The sequence below is a fragment of the Algoriphagus halophilus genome (assembly GCF_900129785.1).
Lineage (GTDB): Bacteria > Bacteroidota > Bacteroidia > Cytophagales > Cyclobacteriaceae > Algoriphagus > Algoriphagus halophilus.
Window position 1 is genome coordinate 307009 of the sequence record NZ_FSRC01000002.1, and the last position, 15964, is coordinate 322972.

15 protein-coding genes are annotated in these 15964 nt (G+C 39.7%); 6 read left to right on the forward strand and 9 right to left on the reverse strand.

All coding sequences use genetic code 11. The annotated features are described in order from the left end of the window. Positions 1 to 38 precede the first annotated feature (38 nt). The 8 genes from cobA to htpG form a co-directional block, all read right to left on the reverse strand. Positions 39 to 809, reverse strand: coding sequence for a uroporphyrinogen-III C-methyltransferase (gene cobA / locus BUR11_RS13365; RefSeq protein ID WP_074225490.1), 771 nt, complete (start codon positions 807 to 809; stop codon positions 39 to 41). Then, positions 806 to 2905, reverse strand: coding sequence for a nitrite reductase (locus BUR11_RS13370; RefSeq protein ID WP_074225491.1), 2100 nt, complete (start codon positions 2903 to 2905; stop codon positions 806 to 808). The genes cobA and BUR11_RS13370 overlap by 4 nt, the downstream gene beginning before the upstream one ends. A 135-nt stretch (positions 2906 to 3040) precedes the next feature. Beyond that, a complete protein-coding gene (locus tag BUR11_RS13375) occupies positions 3041 to 4297 on the reverse strand; it encodes a sulfate adenylyltransferase subunit 1 (protein ID WP_074225492.1) in 1257 nt (418 codons plus the stop codon). 156 nt (positions 4298 to 4453) lie between these two features. Next, positions 4454 to 5353: a sulfate adenylyltransferase subunit CysD gene (gene cysD / locus BUR11_RS13380; protein WP_074225493.1), complete on the reverse strand. Its 900-nt coding sequence runs from the start codon at positions 5351 to 5353 to the stop codon at positions 4454 to 4456. Between the two features lie 98 nt (positions 5354 to 5451). Further along, positions 5452 to 6156: a phosphoadenylyl-sulfate reductase gene (locus BUR11_RS13385; RefSeq protein ID WP_074225494.1), complete on the reverse strand. Its 705-nt coding sequence runs from the start codon at positions 6154 to 6156 to the stop codon at positions 5452 to 5454. After that, positions 6131 to 6403: a DUF2061 domain-containing protein gene (locus BUR11_RS13390; RefSeq protein WP_074225495.1), complete on the reverse strand. Its 273-nt coding sequence runs from the start codon at positions 6401 to 6403 to the stop codon at positions 6131 to 6133. Before BUR11_RS13390 ends, BUR11_RS13385 begins: the two co-directional genes overlap by 26 nt. A 75-nt stretch (positions 6404 to 6478) precedes the next feature. Then, positions 6479 to 6895 carry an RrF2 family transcriptional regulator gene (locus tag BUR11_RS13395; protein ID WP_074225496.1) on the reverse strand — a complete coding sequence of 139 codons (417 nt, stop codon included), beginning with the start codon at positions 6893 to 6895 and terminating at the stop codon, positions 6479 to 6481. 119 nt (positions 6896 to 7014) lie between these two features. Next, entirely contained in the window at positions 7015 to 8901 is a 1887-nt protein-coding gene (htpG, locus tag BUR11_RS13400) for a molecular chaperone HtpG (RefSeq protein ID WP_074225497.1), read from the reverse strand. 175 nt (positions 8902 to 9076) lie between these two features. Here htpG and BUR11_RS13405 point away from each other — a divergent pair, with 175 nt between their 5' ends. From BUR11_RS13405 to ccsA (BUR11_RS13425), 5 genes are all read left to right on the forward strand, one after another. Further along, positions 9077 to 9742 (forward strand): heme exporter protein CcmB, encoded by a 666-nt coding sequence (locus BUR11_RS13405; RefSeq protein WP_074225498.1) that lies wholly within the window; start codon positions 9077 to 9079, stop codon positions 9740 to 9742. Positions 9743 to 9920: 178 nt separating this feature from the next. Next, on the forward strand, positions 9921 to 10595 hold the full coding sequence (ccsA, locus tag BUR11_RS13410; protein WP_074225499.1) for a cytochrome c biogenesis protein CcsA: 675 nt from the start codon (positions 9921 to 9923) through the stop codon (positions 10593 to 10595). Between the two features lie 3 nt (positions 10596 to 10598). Beyond that, on the forward strand, positions 10599 to 10841 hold the full coding sequence (locus BUR11_RS13415; RefSeq protein ID WP_143185999.1) for a CcmD family protein: 243 nt from the start codon (positions 10599 to 10601) through the stop codon (positions 10839 to 10841). 12 nt (positions 10842 to 10853) lie between these two features. Continuing rightward, positions 10854 to 11270: a cytochrome c maturation protein CcmE domain-containing protein gene (locus tag BUR11_RS13420; RefSeq protein WP_074225500.1), complete on the forward strand. Its 417-nt coding sequence runs from the start codon at positions 10854 to 10856 to the stop codon at positions 11268 to 11270. A gap of 25 nt (positions 11271 to 11295) precedes the next feature. Next, positions 11296 to 13815, forward strand: coding sequence for a cytochrome c biogenesis protein CcsA (gene ccsA, locus BUR11_RS13425; RefSeq protein WP_074225501.1), 2520 nt, complete (start codon positions 11296 to 11298; stop codon positions 13813 to 13815). A 77-nt stretch (positions 13816 to 13892) separates the two neighbouring features. On the opposite strand, the gene BUR11_RS13430 is transcribed toward ccsA (BUR11_RS13425), so the two are convergent. Next, positions 13893 to 14921, reverse strand: coding sequence for a phenylalanine--tRNA ligase subunit alpha (locus tag BUR11_RS13430; RefSeq protein WP_074225502.1), 1029 nt, complete (start codon positions 14919 to 14921; stop codon positions 13893 to 13895). Between the two features lie 199 nt (positions 14922 to 15120). On the opposite strand from BUR11_RS13430, the gene BUR11_RS13435 reads away from it, so the two are divergent. After that, positions 15121 to 15687 carry a fasciclin domain-containing protein gene (locus tag BUR11_RS13435; protein ID WP_074225503.1) on the forward strand — a complete coding sequence of 189 codons (567 nt, stop codon included), beginning with the start codon at positions 15121 to 15123 and terminating at the stop codon, positions 15685 to 15687. The last annotated feature ends 277 nt before the right edge of the window (positions 15688 to 15964 follow it).

Sequence of the window (15964 nt, forward strand, 5' to 3'; positions counted from 1 at the left end):
AAGGCTATAAATCACCTGTCAAACAGTCTAACATTAGTCTAAGCATTAATTTTTACCACCTCTCTGTACAGCTCTGCTAATTTTTGACTTTCTCTTACTACTTCTCCCAAAATGATAATAGCAGGTGCTTTTATATGTTTATCGAAAGCCTTTTGGGCAATATCCTCAATGACTCCTGCGACAATTTTCTCATCTGCAGTGGTCCCGCTTTGAATAATCGCTACTGGCAAGTCAGATTTCCCAAAATCTTGATATACCCTGACTATTTCATTTAGTTTTTTGGTTCCCATCAAAACTACCACAGTAGCGGTAGATTGTGCAGCTAATTCAAGGTCCTTGGAAAGCTCTCCTTGCGAAGTCGTTCCAGTCACCACCCAAAAACTTTCTGAAACACTACGTTTCGTCACTGGAATTCCCGCAGCAGATGGTACAGCAATGGCGGAGGTTATTCCTGGCACCACTTCAGTTTTTATCCCGAAGGTTTCAATGTAATCCAGTTCTTCCGACCCACGCCCAAAAACAAATGGATCTCCCCCTTTCAATCGGACCACATGTCCGTGCTGAATCGCCATGCTTACACAAAGTTCATTGGTGTCTTGCTGCGGCATGGAGTGTTTTCCTACTCTTTTCCCAACATATATTTTGATGGCGGTCTCTGGTGCGTGCTTCAACAAGGCAGGATCAATTAAGGCATCATAAAGAACCACGTCAGCCTGATTCAACGCCAATACTCCCTTGAGGGTGATCAGGTCCGGATCTCCCGGACCCGCTCCCACGAGGGTCACTTTAGGGTTTAAATTTTTGTTCATGCCTCTACCTCTTCCTCTCTGTAGCTTTTCAGTAAGTCATAGATTTCCAAAGCTTGAGCAGCATAAGCTTTTGCAAACTCTTCCGTAGGCTCATCTTTATTGATCTGATAAACTTTCTCTGCGAAAGTTCCTCCTAAATCAATCTTCCCTTTTTCGACAAAGTTTTCATCAAACTTTGCGATGATATTCGCATAACTATTCGTGGTTACATTTTCACCAAGAAGGATTGCTTTTGCAGCATTAATTAAGCCTGCATAATGATGATAGATACTATCTGACCATCTACCTTCTTCCAGAGCTTCTTTTCCAAGATCAATTTTCTCGTAAGCTTCCAATAGCAAGGTAGCCACCAAGTCCAATACCACTCCGGCACATTCTCCAACCCCTACGGCAACTTTATACTCCTCAGTATTCCCCCAGTCTATAAAATCAGCTGGAGTCACGGTAGAAGCATCTCCTAATTCCTTTAAAAGCTCATAAAAATAGATCTGTCCTTTTTCATCATAATAGGATAGAAAGTCTTTTCCAGCAGCATTTTCTTGAAAATCATTCAATAAAAGGCGTAATGCTTCTGGCCCTCTTTTACTTGGAATTTTGGTCACTTTATCTGCAAACCTGCCATTTCCATCTCCAAGGTTTCCGCCACCTAACAGTACTTGCAGAGCGGGAATTACCACTTTTCCAGCTTTCATAGACATTCCCTGAAAACCTATATGCGCCATATTGTGCTGCCCACAGGCATTCATACAACCTGAGATCTTGATCACCAAGTCTTTGTTTTTCAAATACTGAGGGTATTCCGCCAAAATCACTTTCTCCAGTTCTGCCGCAATTCCTGTTGAACTGGCAATTCCCAGATTACAGGTATCAGTACCTGGGCATGCGGTAATATCCGCCAAAGAGTTATATCCTCCTTCAGCCAAACCGATTTTCTTTAATTCCTGATGAAAATAAGGAGCTAAATCCTCTCTCACATCACGAATCAAGAAATTCTGTCGAAGTGTAAAACGAAGCTCAGAATTAGCATAAGTTTCCACCAAGTCTGCCAATTTTCTTGCTTGATCGATGTAAAAATCGCCCAATGGAACTCGTACCCCAATAGAAACAAAACCCTCTTGTTTTTGAGGAAGGACATTGGTTAATTTCCAAAGCTCATAATCCAAACCTGGCTCTGCATCTAAATTAGCTTCAGGGGCATTGGGCAAGGTTTGCGATGAATCATAGGTAGCTGCATCAATAGGATAGGTAGAGAAAGGCAATGCTTTCTTTTCTTGTTCTACTAATTCCAGAAATGCTTCCAAGCCCAAATCCTTTACCAAGAACTTCATTCTTGCTTTATTTCTTCTTGCCCTTTCACCATGACGGTCAAAAATCCTCAAAACCGCCTCAATAAAAGGGATAATCTGATCTGCTTCCAGAAAATCATATACTGCATCGGCATGTCTAGGTTGAGAACCTAACCCTCCTCCTAACAACACTTTAAATCCACGAACTTCTTGCCCATTGATTGTTTTCACTTTTGGAATGAACCCCAAATCATGTAGGTAGCTCAATCCAGTATCCTCATCTGAAGAAGAGAAAGCCATTTTAAACTTTCTTCCCATTTCCTGGCAAACTGGATTTCTCAAAAAGTATTTGAAGGTAGCATCAGCATAAGGAGTCACATCAAATGGTTCATTCGGATCAATACCTGCAGTTTCTGAAGCAGTGACATTCCTAACGGTATTTCCACATGCTTCTCGCAAGGTTACATCATCCTTCTCCAACTCAGCCCAGAGTTCAGGTGTTCTATCCAAACTCACATAGTGAATCTGAATATCCTGACGAGTGGTAATATGTAATCTTCCGGTAGAATATTCTTCAGAAACTTTTGAGATTCTTCTTAGCTGATCCGAACTCACCCTACCATAGGGTAATTTGATTCGGATCATCTGAACACCCTGTTGTCTTTGCCCATATACTCCTCTGGCAAGACGCAGGCTTCTGAATTTCTCTTCATCAATTTTACCATCTTTAAACAGCGCTATTTTGCGCTCCAACTCGATGATATCTTTTTCTACAATAGGATTTTCTAATTCGGTTCTAAAGCTTTGCATGGCTTTACTGTTTTTTCCCTATAGGGATAGTGGTTAAAAGGAATGAGGAAACGTCCGGTGTTTTTCCCGGACGCCTTATTTTCTATAAATCAACTTCATTGAAGCTGATTACCAATGTCTATTTTAAAACAAGTTTCAATCGATGAAGCCAACTGAAACGGTATCAAATTCACCTTCTTCAATCAGGATAAAACTTCCGTTTGACTTATTCTCTTTATAAGAATCAAAATGAATAGGTTTACTCAACCTAAATTTCACCTTTCCGATATCATTCAATTTCAATTGATCTGCCTCCTCTGATCCAGAAAAATCTGTATGAATTTTAGATTCAATTTGATCCACTTTTGCCAGTACTCGATTGACTCCGTGCTGCAAAATATACTTAGCTCCTACTCGAAGACCTTTGCTATTTACCTGACAAATAGTGGCCGAAATCTGCTTTTCACTTCTTGGAACAGCATCACTTTTGACTAACATATCACCTCGGCTCAAATCTACTTCTGAATTCAAAGTTACTGTAATCGAACTTCCTGGGGCCGCCTCATCCAACTCTTGGTCAAAGAAGTGAATACTTTTGATAGAGGAAGTATTCATGGAGGGAAGTAAAGTCACTTCATCTCCAACTTTCAAACTTCCACCGTACAATTTTCCGGAGAATCCCCTAAAGTCATGAAAGGCTTCTGTTTTCGGTCGGATTACGTATTGAACCGGGAATCTTGCCACTGAGCTTTCCTGTAAATCTTCTGGCTCCAAAACCTCCAAGTGATCCAATAAGGAATTTCCAATGTACCAAGGCATTTCCTCTGACTTTCTGGCAATATTTTCACCATTTAAAGCCGATACAGGTATAAAGGTGATTTGATCTTCTGAGAAATCAGATTTAGCTACCAACTCATCAAAATCCTTTTTGATGTTTAGAAACACTTCCTCGTCATAATTGACCAAATCCATTTTGTTGATAGCGACCACTACATGGCTCATTCGAAGCAAATTGGAAATAAAGAAATGTCTATATGTTTGCTCGATTACGCCTTTACGGGCATCAATCAAAATTATAGCCACCTGTGAAGTAGAAGCACCCGTCACCATATTTCGGGTATATTCCACATGTCCAGGAGTATCTGCTACGATGAAGTTTGTTTTTTCTGTATTGAAATAAATATGGGCTACGTCGATGGTGATCCCTTGCTCACGTTCTGCCACCAAACCATCCGTCGCCAGAGAAAAATCAAGATAATCGTATCCTCGCTGCTTAGAGCTACGTTCGATTGCTTCGATTTTATCCGTAGTCAATGACTTCGTATCATATAATAATCGTCCGATCAAGGTGCTTTTGCCATCATCCACGGATCCGGCAGTAGCGATTTTGATAAGTTTTCTATTTTCAGACATGTTGTTTCTAGTTTTCAGTTGTCCTTCTTCTCCAGAAGCTGGACTTGGCTTAATTCTAACATTGAGAGTTTATAGTTTGATCCATGCTGCTTCTGGAGAAGCATCATAACGACATGGTGGCCTAGTCTACTCTGTACTTGAGACTTTATACTTTTTCTAAAAGTATCCCACTTTCTTTCTAGTTTCCATAGCAGCTTCAGAGCGCTTATCGTCAATTCTTGCCCCCCGTTCAGAAATGGTAGATGCTCTGATTTCTCCTACTACATCCTCTAATGAAACTGCTTCAGAAAGTACTGCTGCGGTACAGGTCATGTCCCCTACAGTTCTGAATCGCACCATTTTTACGGTTACCTCTTCATGTTCCTCTCTATAGACATGCTCATTAGCAGTCCAGATCATTCCATCTCTAAAGAAAACTTCCCGCTCATGGGCAAAGTAAATCGATGGAATTTCAATATTTTCTGTTTTGATATATTCCCAAACGTCCAATTCAGTCCAATTGGAAATTGGGAAACACCTTACATTTTGTCCTACATGAATTTTACCATTGAGCATATCAAAAAGCTCAGGACGTTGATTTTTCTCATCCCATTGACCGAAATCATCTCTGACAGAGAAAACCCGCTCTTTGGCCCTGGCTTTTTCCTCATCCCTTCGCGCACCACCGATACAAGCATCAAATTTGAATTCTTCTATCGCATCCAAAAGGGTGGTAGTTTGAAGGGAATTTCGGCTAGAATACCTGCCTCTTTCCTCTCTAACTTTTCCTTGATCGATGGAGTCCTGAACATTTCTTACAATTAATTCCAGCCCTAGTTCCTCTACTAATTTGTCTCTAAACTCAATCGTCTCTGGGAAATTATGCCCCGTATCTACATGTAATAAAGGGAAAGGAATCTTTGCTGGATAAAATGCTTTTTGAGCAAGTCTAACTAATGTAATCGAGTCTTTTCCACCTGAAAAAAGCAAAACCGGACGCTCAAACTGAGCCGCCACTTCACGAATGATGTGGATCGATTCTGCTTCTTTTGGATTAGGTATTAATAGGTTGTTCATTTCCTTACTATTTATGTCTTCAAATCGACTTCATTATTTCCGAATGGACTCTTTTCGAAGTAATTAATTCTGAAATCTTACGTCTTAAATCTTATATCTTACTTGGCATGTAGCCCGCACTCTTTTTTGGAATCTTCCCACCACCATCTGCCAGCTCTGGCATCTTCACCTTCCATAATGGCTCTAGTACAAGGTGCACACCCAATACTGATGAATCCTTTGTCATGTAGAGGATTATAAGGAATGCTCTTTTCAGAGATATAAGCTATCATCTCATCAAAAGTCCAATCCAATAAGGGATTGAATTTTAAGATCTGATTTCCCTCATCCCATTCTATTCGCTTCATATCAGATCTATTGGCAGACTGCTCTGCACGAAGTCCCGTCACCCAAACCTCATTTCCTGCCAATGCCCTTTTTAAAGGCTCCACTTTACGGACAAAGCAACAAGACTTTCTATTTTCTACAGACTCATAAAACCCATTGATCCCGATCTCGGAAACCAATTTTTCCACTGATTCAGTATTCGGATAATACACCTTGATCTGTTGCTTGTACTTTGCCTCCGTCCTAGAAAGTAATTCTAAGGTTTCGGGGAATAATCTTCCTGTGTCCAAAGAAAATATAGATATAGGCAAATGTGCATCGGCAATCAGCTGGGTAATCACCTGATCTTCCTGCCCCAAGGAGGTGGAGAAAGTTACTTTTCCCGGAAAAAGATCAGCAATGAGTGCCAACCCTTCCTGTGCACTCAGTTGATTTAACTGAGCTTCCAGTTCATGCATATTCTTTTTGAGTGTCATCTTCTTTTGCTTTAGGTGCAGCTTCCCAAACTCGCTCGTGTAAATAGTATAAAATAATCTTAGAGAACACTTCCACAGAACCAATTGATATGGCCATTACAAATTGCCCGGTGACGAAATAGGAAATAATAATCGTATCAATCGTCCCTACAATTCTCCAAGAAATTGACTTGAGCAGACTCTTTGCATTGCTGTCTTTTCCAGACTTGTTGCTAAATAGTTTCTTAAGTGGTTGATCTAAAATCATATCAGGTTTATACGAGCGTAAAGCACAAAAGTATACAAACCCTATTTAATTTATAGGGTTTATGGTAAAAAAATTTTAACCTGTTTTTAAAATATCCTCTAAGGTCTTGTTTTCCAGTATCTTAAGAGTCTCATCGCGAACTTGTATCATGACCTTATTAATCCCACATTGTGCCTCATTTTTACATTCAGCACAAGGTTCATAGTAATTTAAGCTCACGCAAGGAAGTAATGCAATGGGACCATCTAAAAGCCTGATTACTTTGGAAAGCGGAATATCCTTAGGCTCTTTAATCAAGTAATAGCCTCCACCTTTGCCTTTTTTGCTCCCAAGCATCCCAGCCTTTTTCAATTCCAGTAAAATATTTTCCAAAAACTTATGGGATATCCCATGTTCCTCCGCTATATCATGGATTAATACTGTTTTTTCATCTTTGTGCTTACCCAAGTAAGTCAAGGCATGTAGGGCGTATTTGGTCTTTTTTGAAAGCATGGACAAAAATAAGTTATTTCGGGTAATACCCTAGTATGGAACTAGGCTTTTATAAATATGATAAAAAAAACGGGCATGCAAGCACACCCGTTTAAAAATTCATATTAAAACTAGCTTATTTAAAGCAATTCCACACTTCTCTTGACGAAAGCAGTGAGATCCTTACCTGTCAATAAACCTTGAGAAAGCTTCGCCAAATCAAAGGCTTGCTTGGCCAACTTGGTTTTCTCTTCTTCCGTTTCAGCTTTCAGGACCTTGTCTACCACCGGGTGGTTTCCGTTGATCGCTACTTTGTAAGCATCAGGAAGCTGTCCGTAGAAGCCCATGCCTCCACCACCAGTAGCTGCCATGTCTTTCATTCTACGCATAAACTCTTCCATGGTGATGGTAACAGGAAGTTCCTCTGGACTTAATCCCTCTACCTCTACTGAGTAAGTCTTGTTATTGATCGCTTTCTCAAAGATCTCCTTCACTTCTTTACTCTGATCTTCAGTAAGCAAATTAGAATAGGTATCTTCTTTTTGGATCAATTTCTCCACGACATCAGAGTCCACTCTCTTCAAAGAAGTCTTTTCCAATTTGGACTCTAAGTTTTGGATAAAGTGACTGTCTATTGGGGAATCCATCACCAGTACATCATAATCCTTCTTATTAGCAGATTGGATAAAGCTATCTTGCTTTTCTACATCTGTAGCATACAAGACGATGGTTTGCTCATTTTTATCGGTTTGGATAGGCTTTACTTTGGATTGGTATTCTTCTAAAGTAAAGTACTCACCCTTGGTATTTTTAAGCAAGGCAAAGTCTTTTCCTTTCTCATAGAACTTCTCTTCGGAAATCATTCCATATTTCACGAACAAGCCGATATCATCCCACTTCTCCTCATAAGCTTTTCTGTCTTTCTTGAAAAGCTCAGCCAACTTGTCAGCCACTTTCTTGGTAATGTAAGAGTTGATCTTCTTCACATTTCCGTCGGCCTGCAAGAAGCTTCTAGACACGTTCAAAGGAATATCCGGAGAATCAATCACCCCATGTAGCAACATCAAGAATTCAGGAACGATGTCCTTCACTTCGTCTGTAATGAATACCTGGCGAGAGAATAGCTTGATCTTATTTCTCTGAAGCTCAAATTCATTTTTAACTTTTGGGAAATAGAGCACTCCAGTCAAATTGAATGGATAATCCACATTCAAATGAATCCAGAAAAGTGGATCCTCTGACATTGGATACAGCTCTTTGTAGAACTTCAGATAATCCTCGTCAGTCAAATCACTTGGAGACTTGGTCCAGATTGGCTCTGTAGTATTGATGATATTATCAACTTCAACTGATTTCCATTTCTTTTCTCCTTTGTCATCTACTCCATCTTCAACAGATTCGGTCTTAGTACCAAACTTAATTGGCACAGGAAGGAATTTCGCATATTTATCTAGGATACCTTGAAGCTTCCATTTATCCAGGAATTCTTCAGAATCCTTATTGATATGAAGAATAACGTCTGTTCCTCGCTCTTTTCTCTTTCCTTTGGAAATTTCAAAAGAAGTTGAACCATCACACGTCCATTTTGCGGCCTCAGCACCTTCTTGGTAAGAAAGAGTGTTGATCTCCACTTTATCAGCAACCATAAAAGCTGAGTAGAAACCTAAACCAAATTTACCGATGATCTCATTGGCATCTTTGGCATCTTTAAATTTCTCCACAAACTCTTCTGCTCCGGAGAAGGCCACTTGGTTGATGTACTTTTTAATTTCCTCAGCGGTCATCCCTAGACCACGGTCTGAAATGGTAATGGTCTTCTTCTTTTCGTCAAACTTTACCTCTACGGTCGTGTCACCTAGTTCTCCTGAATACTGACCTAATGTCGCTAATCGTTTGATTTTTTGAGTCGCATCCACTGCGTTCGAAACGAGTTCACGAAGAAAAATCTCATTGTCAGAATAGAGAAACTTCTTGATTATTGGGAAAATATTCTCGGTATGAATCGAGATGGTGCCTTTTTCCTGCATGGCTATAAATTTGTTTAGTTAAACACAATGTTTTTCGGGCTCAGGATTGCAACAGTTGTTCCAGTTGAAAAAAAGTGACAAGATGACAGAGAATAAAATCAGAAATTTGAAATTAGAAGTTTGAAAAATCTTGTCATATGTATTCCGAATCTAACTTCTGACTTATCTTTGGCCGATGTTAAAAGAAATCTCCATTTTAATCCAAAAAGAACTGACTCTTGAATGGCGCCAGAAATACGCATTAAATGGAATTCTTTTGTATGTAGTTTCTGCGGTGTTTATCACCTACCTCAGTGTAGGAGCAAAGCAAGGAAATATTTCAGCTCCCACCTGGAATGCACTTTATTGGATTATCATTCTTTTTTCTGCGGTGAACGCAGTGGCCAAGAGTTTTGTACAGGAACACCAAGGGAGGCAGCTTTATTATTACATGATCGCTTCACCTGAGTCCATCATTTTATCCAAAATTATCTATAATACAGGGCTAACCTTAGTATTGGCACTTTTAGGATATGGGGTGTTTTCTGTAATTCTAGGAAATCAAGTCCAAGACCAAGGTTTATTTATTCTGAATTTAATTTTAGGAGCCATGGGTTTTTCAGCTAGCTTGACCATGGTGAGTGGAATCGCTTCCAAAGCAGGAAATAATGCGACTTTAATGGCCATATTGAGCTTTCCGGTCATCATCCCTATTCTTTTGATGGCAATCCGGATTTCAAAAAATGCCATGGACGGATTGGATTGGAGTGTAAGCGCTGATAAAATCATATCTCTTTTTGCCATCAATGCCATCGTTGCGGCAGCTGCCTATATTTTATTTCCTTATTTGTGGAGGTCCTGATCAATGGAATCTACAAATAGAATTATCTGACATTCATCCAAAAATATAAAGTCAAGCTTTAAGCGTGATTTCTATTTAAGTTTTAAGAAATGATCTCCCATTTCAAAAGACTTTAGAAAAAGCAGCGAAATCAGGAACTTATGACTTATTTTTGCGCTTGAATTAGCAAAAATACCCTATGCGCCAAAGTTGGTGGAAAATCCTTACCATCGCCCTGCTGCTGTATACCTTGATTGCAGGTTTGCTGATGGATGTACCACGTCTCCCGATTCTAAACGAAACGATCAGAGCATTGCATTTCCATGTAACCATGTGGTTTGGAATGATCTTGATGCTAATAGTTTCCGTTTTCTACAGTATCAAATACCTTCGAACCAATGACATCAAGAATGATGACATGGCCATTGAATTTGCAGGAGCTGCCATTTTATTTGGAGTATTGGGAATCGTGACCGGCATGCTTTGGGCTAAATTTACTTGGGGAGACTATTGGAGTGGAGACCCAAAACAAAACGCAGCAGCCATCGGCATTCTGATGTACTTTGCCTATTTGATTTTGCGCAATTCTCTTACCGATACTCAACAAAGAGCGAGGATAGGAGCCATTTACAACATCTTTGCTTTTGCTGCATTTATTCCATTAATATTTGTGCTTCCAAGGTTGACAGATAGTCTTCACCCGGGCAATGGTGGAAACCCGGGTTTTAACGCCTATGATCTGGACTCTAAACTTCGAATGGTTTTTTATCCGGCTATCATAGGTTGGACGCTTTTAGGCAGCTGGATTGCAACTGTTCGCGTGAGAATGCGTAGGGTGGAAAGGGTACTTGACGACCGAATGATTAATTCCTGATAAATGAAAAAATTACTGATTATAGCTTTAATGATTTTCTCATTTGGTGCCATGGCCCAAGAGAAGATTCCTGTAACTGAATCTGATTACTCTAATAATTCTGTAGATATGGCTGATGCCATGAGAGCAGATGGGAAGATTTATGTCTTGGTAGGTGTAATTGTATTAATCTTCGCAGGAATCACAATTTATTTGATCAGCACAGATCGTAAGATCAGCAGACTAGAAAAGACTATTCAATCCTAAATTTAGGAAATCATGAAAAAAGGACATCTTATAGGAATTGGAATTATTGCCATTGCGATTGTCATCATTATGACTTCTATCGGTGATGCCAGTAGTTATGAAAGTTTCAATACTGCTTTGGAGATGAAGCAAGATGGAAATGACAAACCGATTCACGTAGTAGGACAATTGAAGAAAGACCAAACGGGAGCTGTTACTGGTTTGAATGTTAGAGAAGATAAAACCTCATTTACTTTTGTATTGGTGGATAATGACGGAACTGAGCAGGAAGTTTTTTACAACGAGCCTGTTCCAGCAGATTTCACCCGATCTGAATCGGTGGTTGTGATTGGACAATACAAAACAGATGATATTTTCATTGCAGATAAAATCCTGATGAAATGCCCATCCAAATATCAGGAAACAGATGTACAGGCAGCGGGAATGTGAGAAGCGTAGATAGAATAAAAACCCCATGATCAATACCTTTATCGGAAATCTTGGCCACATGATGACCATCGTGGCCTTTGTTAGTGCATTGGTTACGGCCTATGCTTACATTCAATATTTCCGTGCAAACGAACTAGAAAAAGAAAGCTGGAGAAAATTCAGTAGGATTAGTTTCCTAATCCATGGTGTATCAGCAACCCTGATTGCAGTTTCACTTTTTGAAATTATTTACAACCACCGGTTTGAATATTTCTACGCCTATTCTCACAGTTCGAAAGCCCTACCAGTCCATTATATGATCTCTAGTTTCTGGGAAGGTCAAGAAGGAGCGTTTATCCTTTGGATCTTCTGGAACGTAATACTGGGAGCAGTTTTAATCAAGACCAATAAGTTTTGGGAAGCTCCTGTGATGGTGGTATTTGCCTTGGTACAAGCATTTTTGGTTTCCATGATTTTGGGAGTGGTCATTGGGGATTTGAAAATAGGAAGTTCACCCTTCATTCTACTCCGGGATGCCACTCAAGCACCTATATTCCAAGTAAACCCAGACTTCGTACCAGAAGATGGAACAGGCCTTAACCCATTACTTCAAAACATTTGGATGGTCATACATCCACCTACTCTTTTCCTAGGATATGCATCCACCCTTGTCCCATTCGCTTTTTTGATGGGAGGATTGGTGATGAAAAGATATTCAGAATGGATTCGTCCTGCTTTGCCATGGGCTATTTTCTCTGCCATGATCCTAGGAATGGGAATCATTATGGGAGCCTATTGGGCTTATGTAACGCTTAACTTTGGCGGTTATTGGAACTGGGATCCCGTAGAAAATGCGGTATACGTCCCCTGGCTGATCCTAGTGGCAGCCATTCACACCATGATCACTTTCAAAAAAAGTGCTACCGCATTAAAGACTTCTATCATATTGGTGATATCCACCTTTATATTGGTATTGTATGCTACATTCTTGGTGAGATCTGGAGTTTTGGGAGATGCTTCGGTACACTCTTTCACCGATCTTGGTTTATCAGGTCAGCTTTTAATATACATGCTGTTCTTTTTGGTAGTGGCTATCGTACTATCTGCAAAAGCATGGAAACATATCCCAAGTTCAGAAAAAGAAGCTTCTGTATACTCCCGAGAATTTTGGGTATTCATTGGAGCAACAACTTTAGCATTAATGGCTTTCCAGGTAATCTTACCTACTTCTATACCTGTTTGGAATACCTTGGTAGAAAGCTTTGGAGGAATTTCCAATATGGCACCTCCTGCTGACCAAATTGAATTCTACACGAAGTTCCAATTATGGTTTGCAGTAGCTTTGTCACTTTTGACTGCTGTAGGACAATTTTTCTGGTGGCAAAAAATGGACAAGCAGAAATTGAAAGAAACGTTGGTGACGCCTTATATCGTTTCCGTATTAATTTCTGCAGTGATCATTGTATTGGCAAAAGTTTACGACTGGAAATACATTATTATTATTCTGGCGGGCACCTTTACCATCGTAGCCAACTCCGTGATTTTGGCTAAGATCCTCAAGAAATCCACTTTCAAACTAGCAGGTGGATCTCTAGCACATATTGGCTTAGGAATGGTTTTGATTGGTATCATGTTTAGCTCTGGTTACTCAGATGTTATCTCCATCAACATGTCAGGGCTAACTTATAGCAATAGCTGGGAAGATGAATTGAACAAGGAGCATGTATTGCTTTGGATCAATAAACCTACTCAGATGAAAGACTATACAGTCACGTATAGAGGCCGACAAAAGAAAGTAGTAGGAGTTCCTGAATACGTTCCTGCAAAAATTCTGGAAACTACCGGTTTGGTTAACAAATCCATCGCATTGGAATCCTATAAGGACTATTTCCAAAAAGGGGATACGGTTAATTTGGTATTGGAAGAAAATGATTATTTTAAAATCGACTATTACCAAAACAATACGCTACAATTTTCCTTAAACCCTATGTCTCAATTCAATGCAGGCATGGGAGGTTTGATCTCTTCTCCAGATTCTAAGATTTATTTAGATAAGGATCTTTATACCTATGTAGCAGCCATGAATGACTACGAAGACCCTGACTGGAAAGAGGATGAAATCTATGAAGTGGCTCCTGGAGAGCAGTTCCATGTAGCTGATTTCGTTACTTATTTTGATGGTGCGGAGGTATTGCAGGAACTGGATGACTATGTCTTACAAGAAGGAGACGTTGCTGTGAAAGCCAAACTTAGAATATTAGATTATGATGTAGAAAAAGTATTGGAACCTACATTCATCATTAGAAACAGTCAAGTTGGCAAAATCCCAGTAGTAGATTCTGAATTAGGAATTAAGATTTCTTTGGAGAACATTCTTCCAGAGGAGAATAAATTTGTCTTCAAGGTCAATCAATACCAGAAAGATTATGTGGTCATGAAAGCCATTGTAAAACCTTATATCAATGTATTATGGATCGGAACCATCATTATGTTGACAGGTTTTACTGTAGCCATTTTCAGAAGGTTTGATGAATTCAAGAAAATGAGAGATAAAGGCTTGGAATAGCCCCGACATAAATACCAGCAAAAAAAGAAAAGCCCGAATGATTCGGGCTTTTCTGCTATCTAACATATCCTTTACACTTAAAGCAAAGGGGTAAATTGTTTCAAGAACCTGACATCGTTTTCTGTGAATAAACGAAGGTCTTTGATTTGATATTTCAACATGGCAATTCGCTCAATTCCCATACCAAAGGCAAAGCCTGTATATTTTTTCGAATCGATTCCACAGTTTTCCAGCACATTTGGATCTACCATTCCAGAACCTCCAATTTCAACCCAGCCAGTTCCTTTACAAACATTACAACCTGATCCTCCACAGATCAAACAAGTAATATCAATCTCTGCACTAGGCTCAGTAAAAGGGAAATATGAAGGTCTAAAACGTACTTTAGTGCCTTTGCCAAACATCTCTTTAGCAAAGTGGTATACAGTGTTTTTCAAGTCAGCAAAGCCCACATTCTCATCCACATAAAGTCCTTCTACTTGATGGAAGATACAATGTGCTCTTGCAGAGATTGCTTCATTTCTATACACTCTACCAGGAGAAAGAGTTCTGATAGGTGGCTGTTGGTTTTCCATTACCCGCACCTGTACCGAAGAAGTATGCGTTCTGAGAGCGATGTCAGGATTTTTCTCTATGAAGAAAGTATCCTGCATTTCACGCGCAGGGTGATTTTCAGGAAAATTCAGGGCAGTGAAATTATGCCAATCGTCCTCAATCTCTGGCCCTTCTGACAGATTGAAACCTATTCTTTCAAAAATTTCAATTATTCGTTGTCTGGTAGCCGTAAGAGGATGAATTCCTCCCAGACCTTGATTGGAAGGAGGCAAAGTCAAATCGATATCTGCAGATTTAGATTTTTTATTTGCTTCGCTTACCTTTTCGATCAGCTCTTTAAACTTAGCTTCAGCCAGCTGCTTTACTCCATTAACCAATTGCCCGTAAGCACGCTTTTCTTCATTGGGAACCTTTCCCATTCCTGCAAAAAGCTCTCCTACCACAGACTTTTTGGAGATATACTCCATTCTGTAGGTTTCCAACTCCTCTGGGGTATTCGCATCAGCCGCTGCAATGGCTGCTTTGATCGCTTCAATTTTTTCCTGATACATGCTTTGCAATTTTATCAAGCCACAAAGCTAAGGGTTTTAGGATTTTTTGGACAAAAAATCAGGAGGGATTGCAAGCATTTCATGATAGTCGGGACAAGATCCTAAAAAATAGTTTGAATCTCTTGCGATCCAGATGGTATAGCTACCGCGTATTTCCTTTCAAATACAAAAACTAAGAATCATCAAAATTTAAAAAATCATGAACATTCAAAAATTCTTCAAATTGGCATTTGCTGCCTTTATTTTTCTATCTGCAAACTCAGCTTTTGCTCAAATGGAAAAAACAGTCCTAGTCGGAGGAGCAGAAATGTATCCCTCTAAAAACATTGTAGAAAATGCAGTCAACTCCATGGATCATACCACCTTGGTAGCAGCTGTAAAAGCCGCTGGTTTGGTAGAAACTTTACAAGGAGCTGGTCCCTTTACGGTATTTGCACCAGACAACATGGCTTTCGAAAAATTACCAGCTGGCACAGTCGAAACCTTATTAAAACCTGAAAATAAAGCTCAGCTTCAAGCTGTTTTGACTTACCATGTGGTGGCAGGTAAAATGGGATCAAAAGACATTGCTGCTGCGATCAAAAAAGGAAATGGGAAAGCAACTTTCACTACGGTGCAAGGAGGTGAATTAACCGCATGGATGAAGGGAAAAGACCTGTATATCACTGATGAAAATGGAGGTCAATCAAAAGTAACCATTGCTGATGTGTGGCAGAAAAACGGCGTCATTCACTCTGTGGACACCGTAGTACTTCCAAAAATGTAACAATATAGCTACCCAATCTAGAAGAGGCTGTCTCATAAATATTTTTTGACACATTGAGATTCCAGACAATTGAAATGGATCGAATTGTGGTTTAATTTGCTCAATTAAGCCTTCGACTCCTTGGCTACCGTCAGGCAGGCGCTCAGGCTGACAAATAATCGACTTTTGAGACAGCCTCTTTTTTTATTACCATTCATCGGGAAGCTGAAAAATAGCAATTCTGGAATCTTTATCTGTAGCCAATGCTTAGACTTCCTTGCTCTGTTATTTCTTAGAA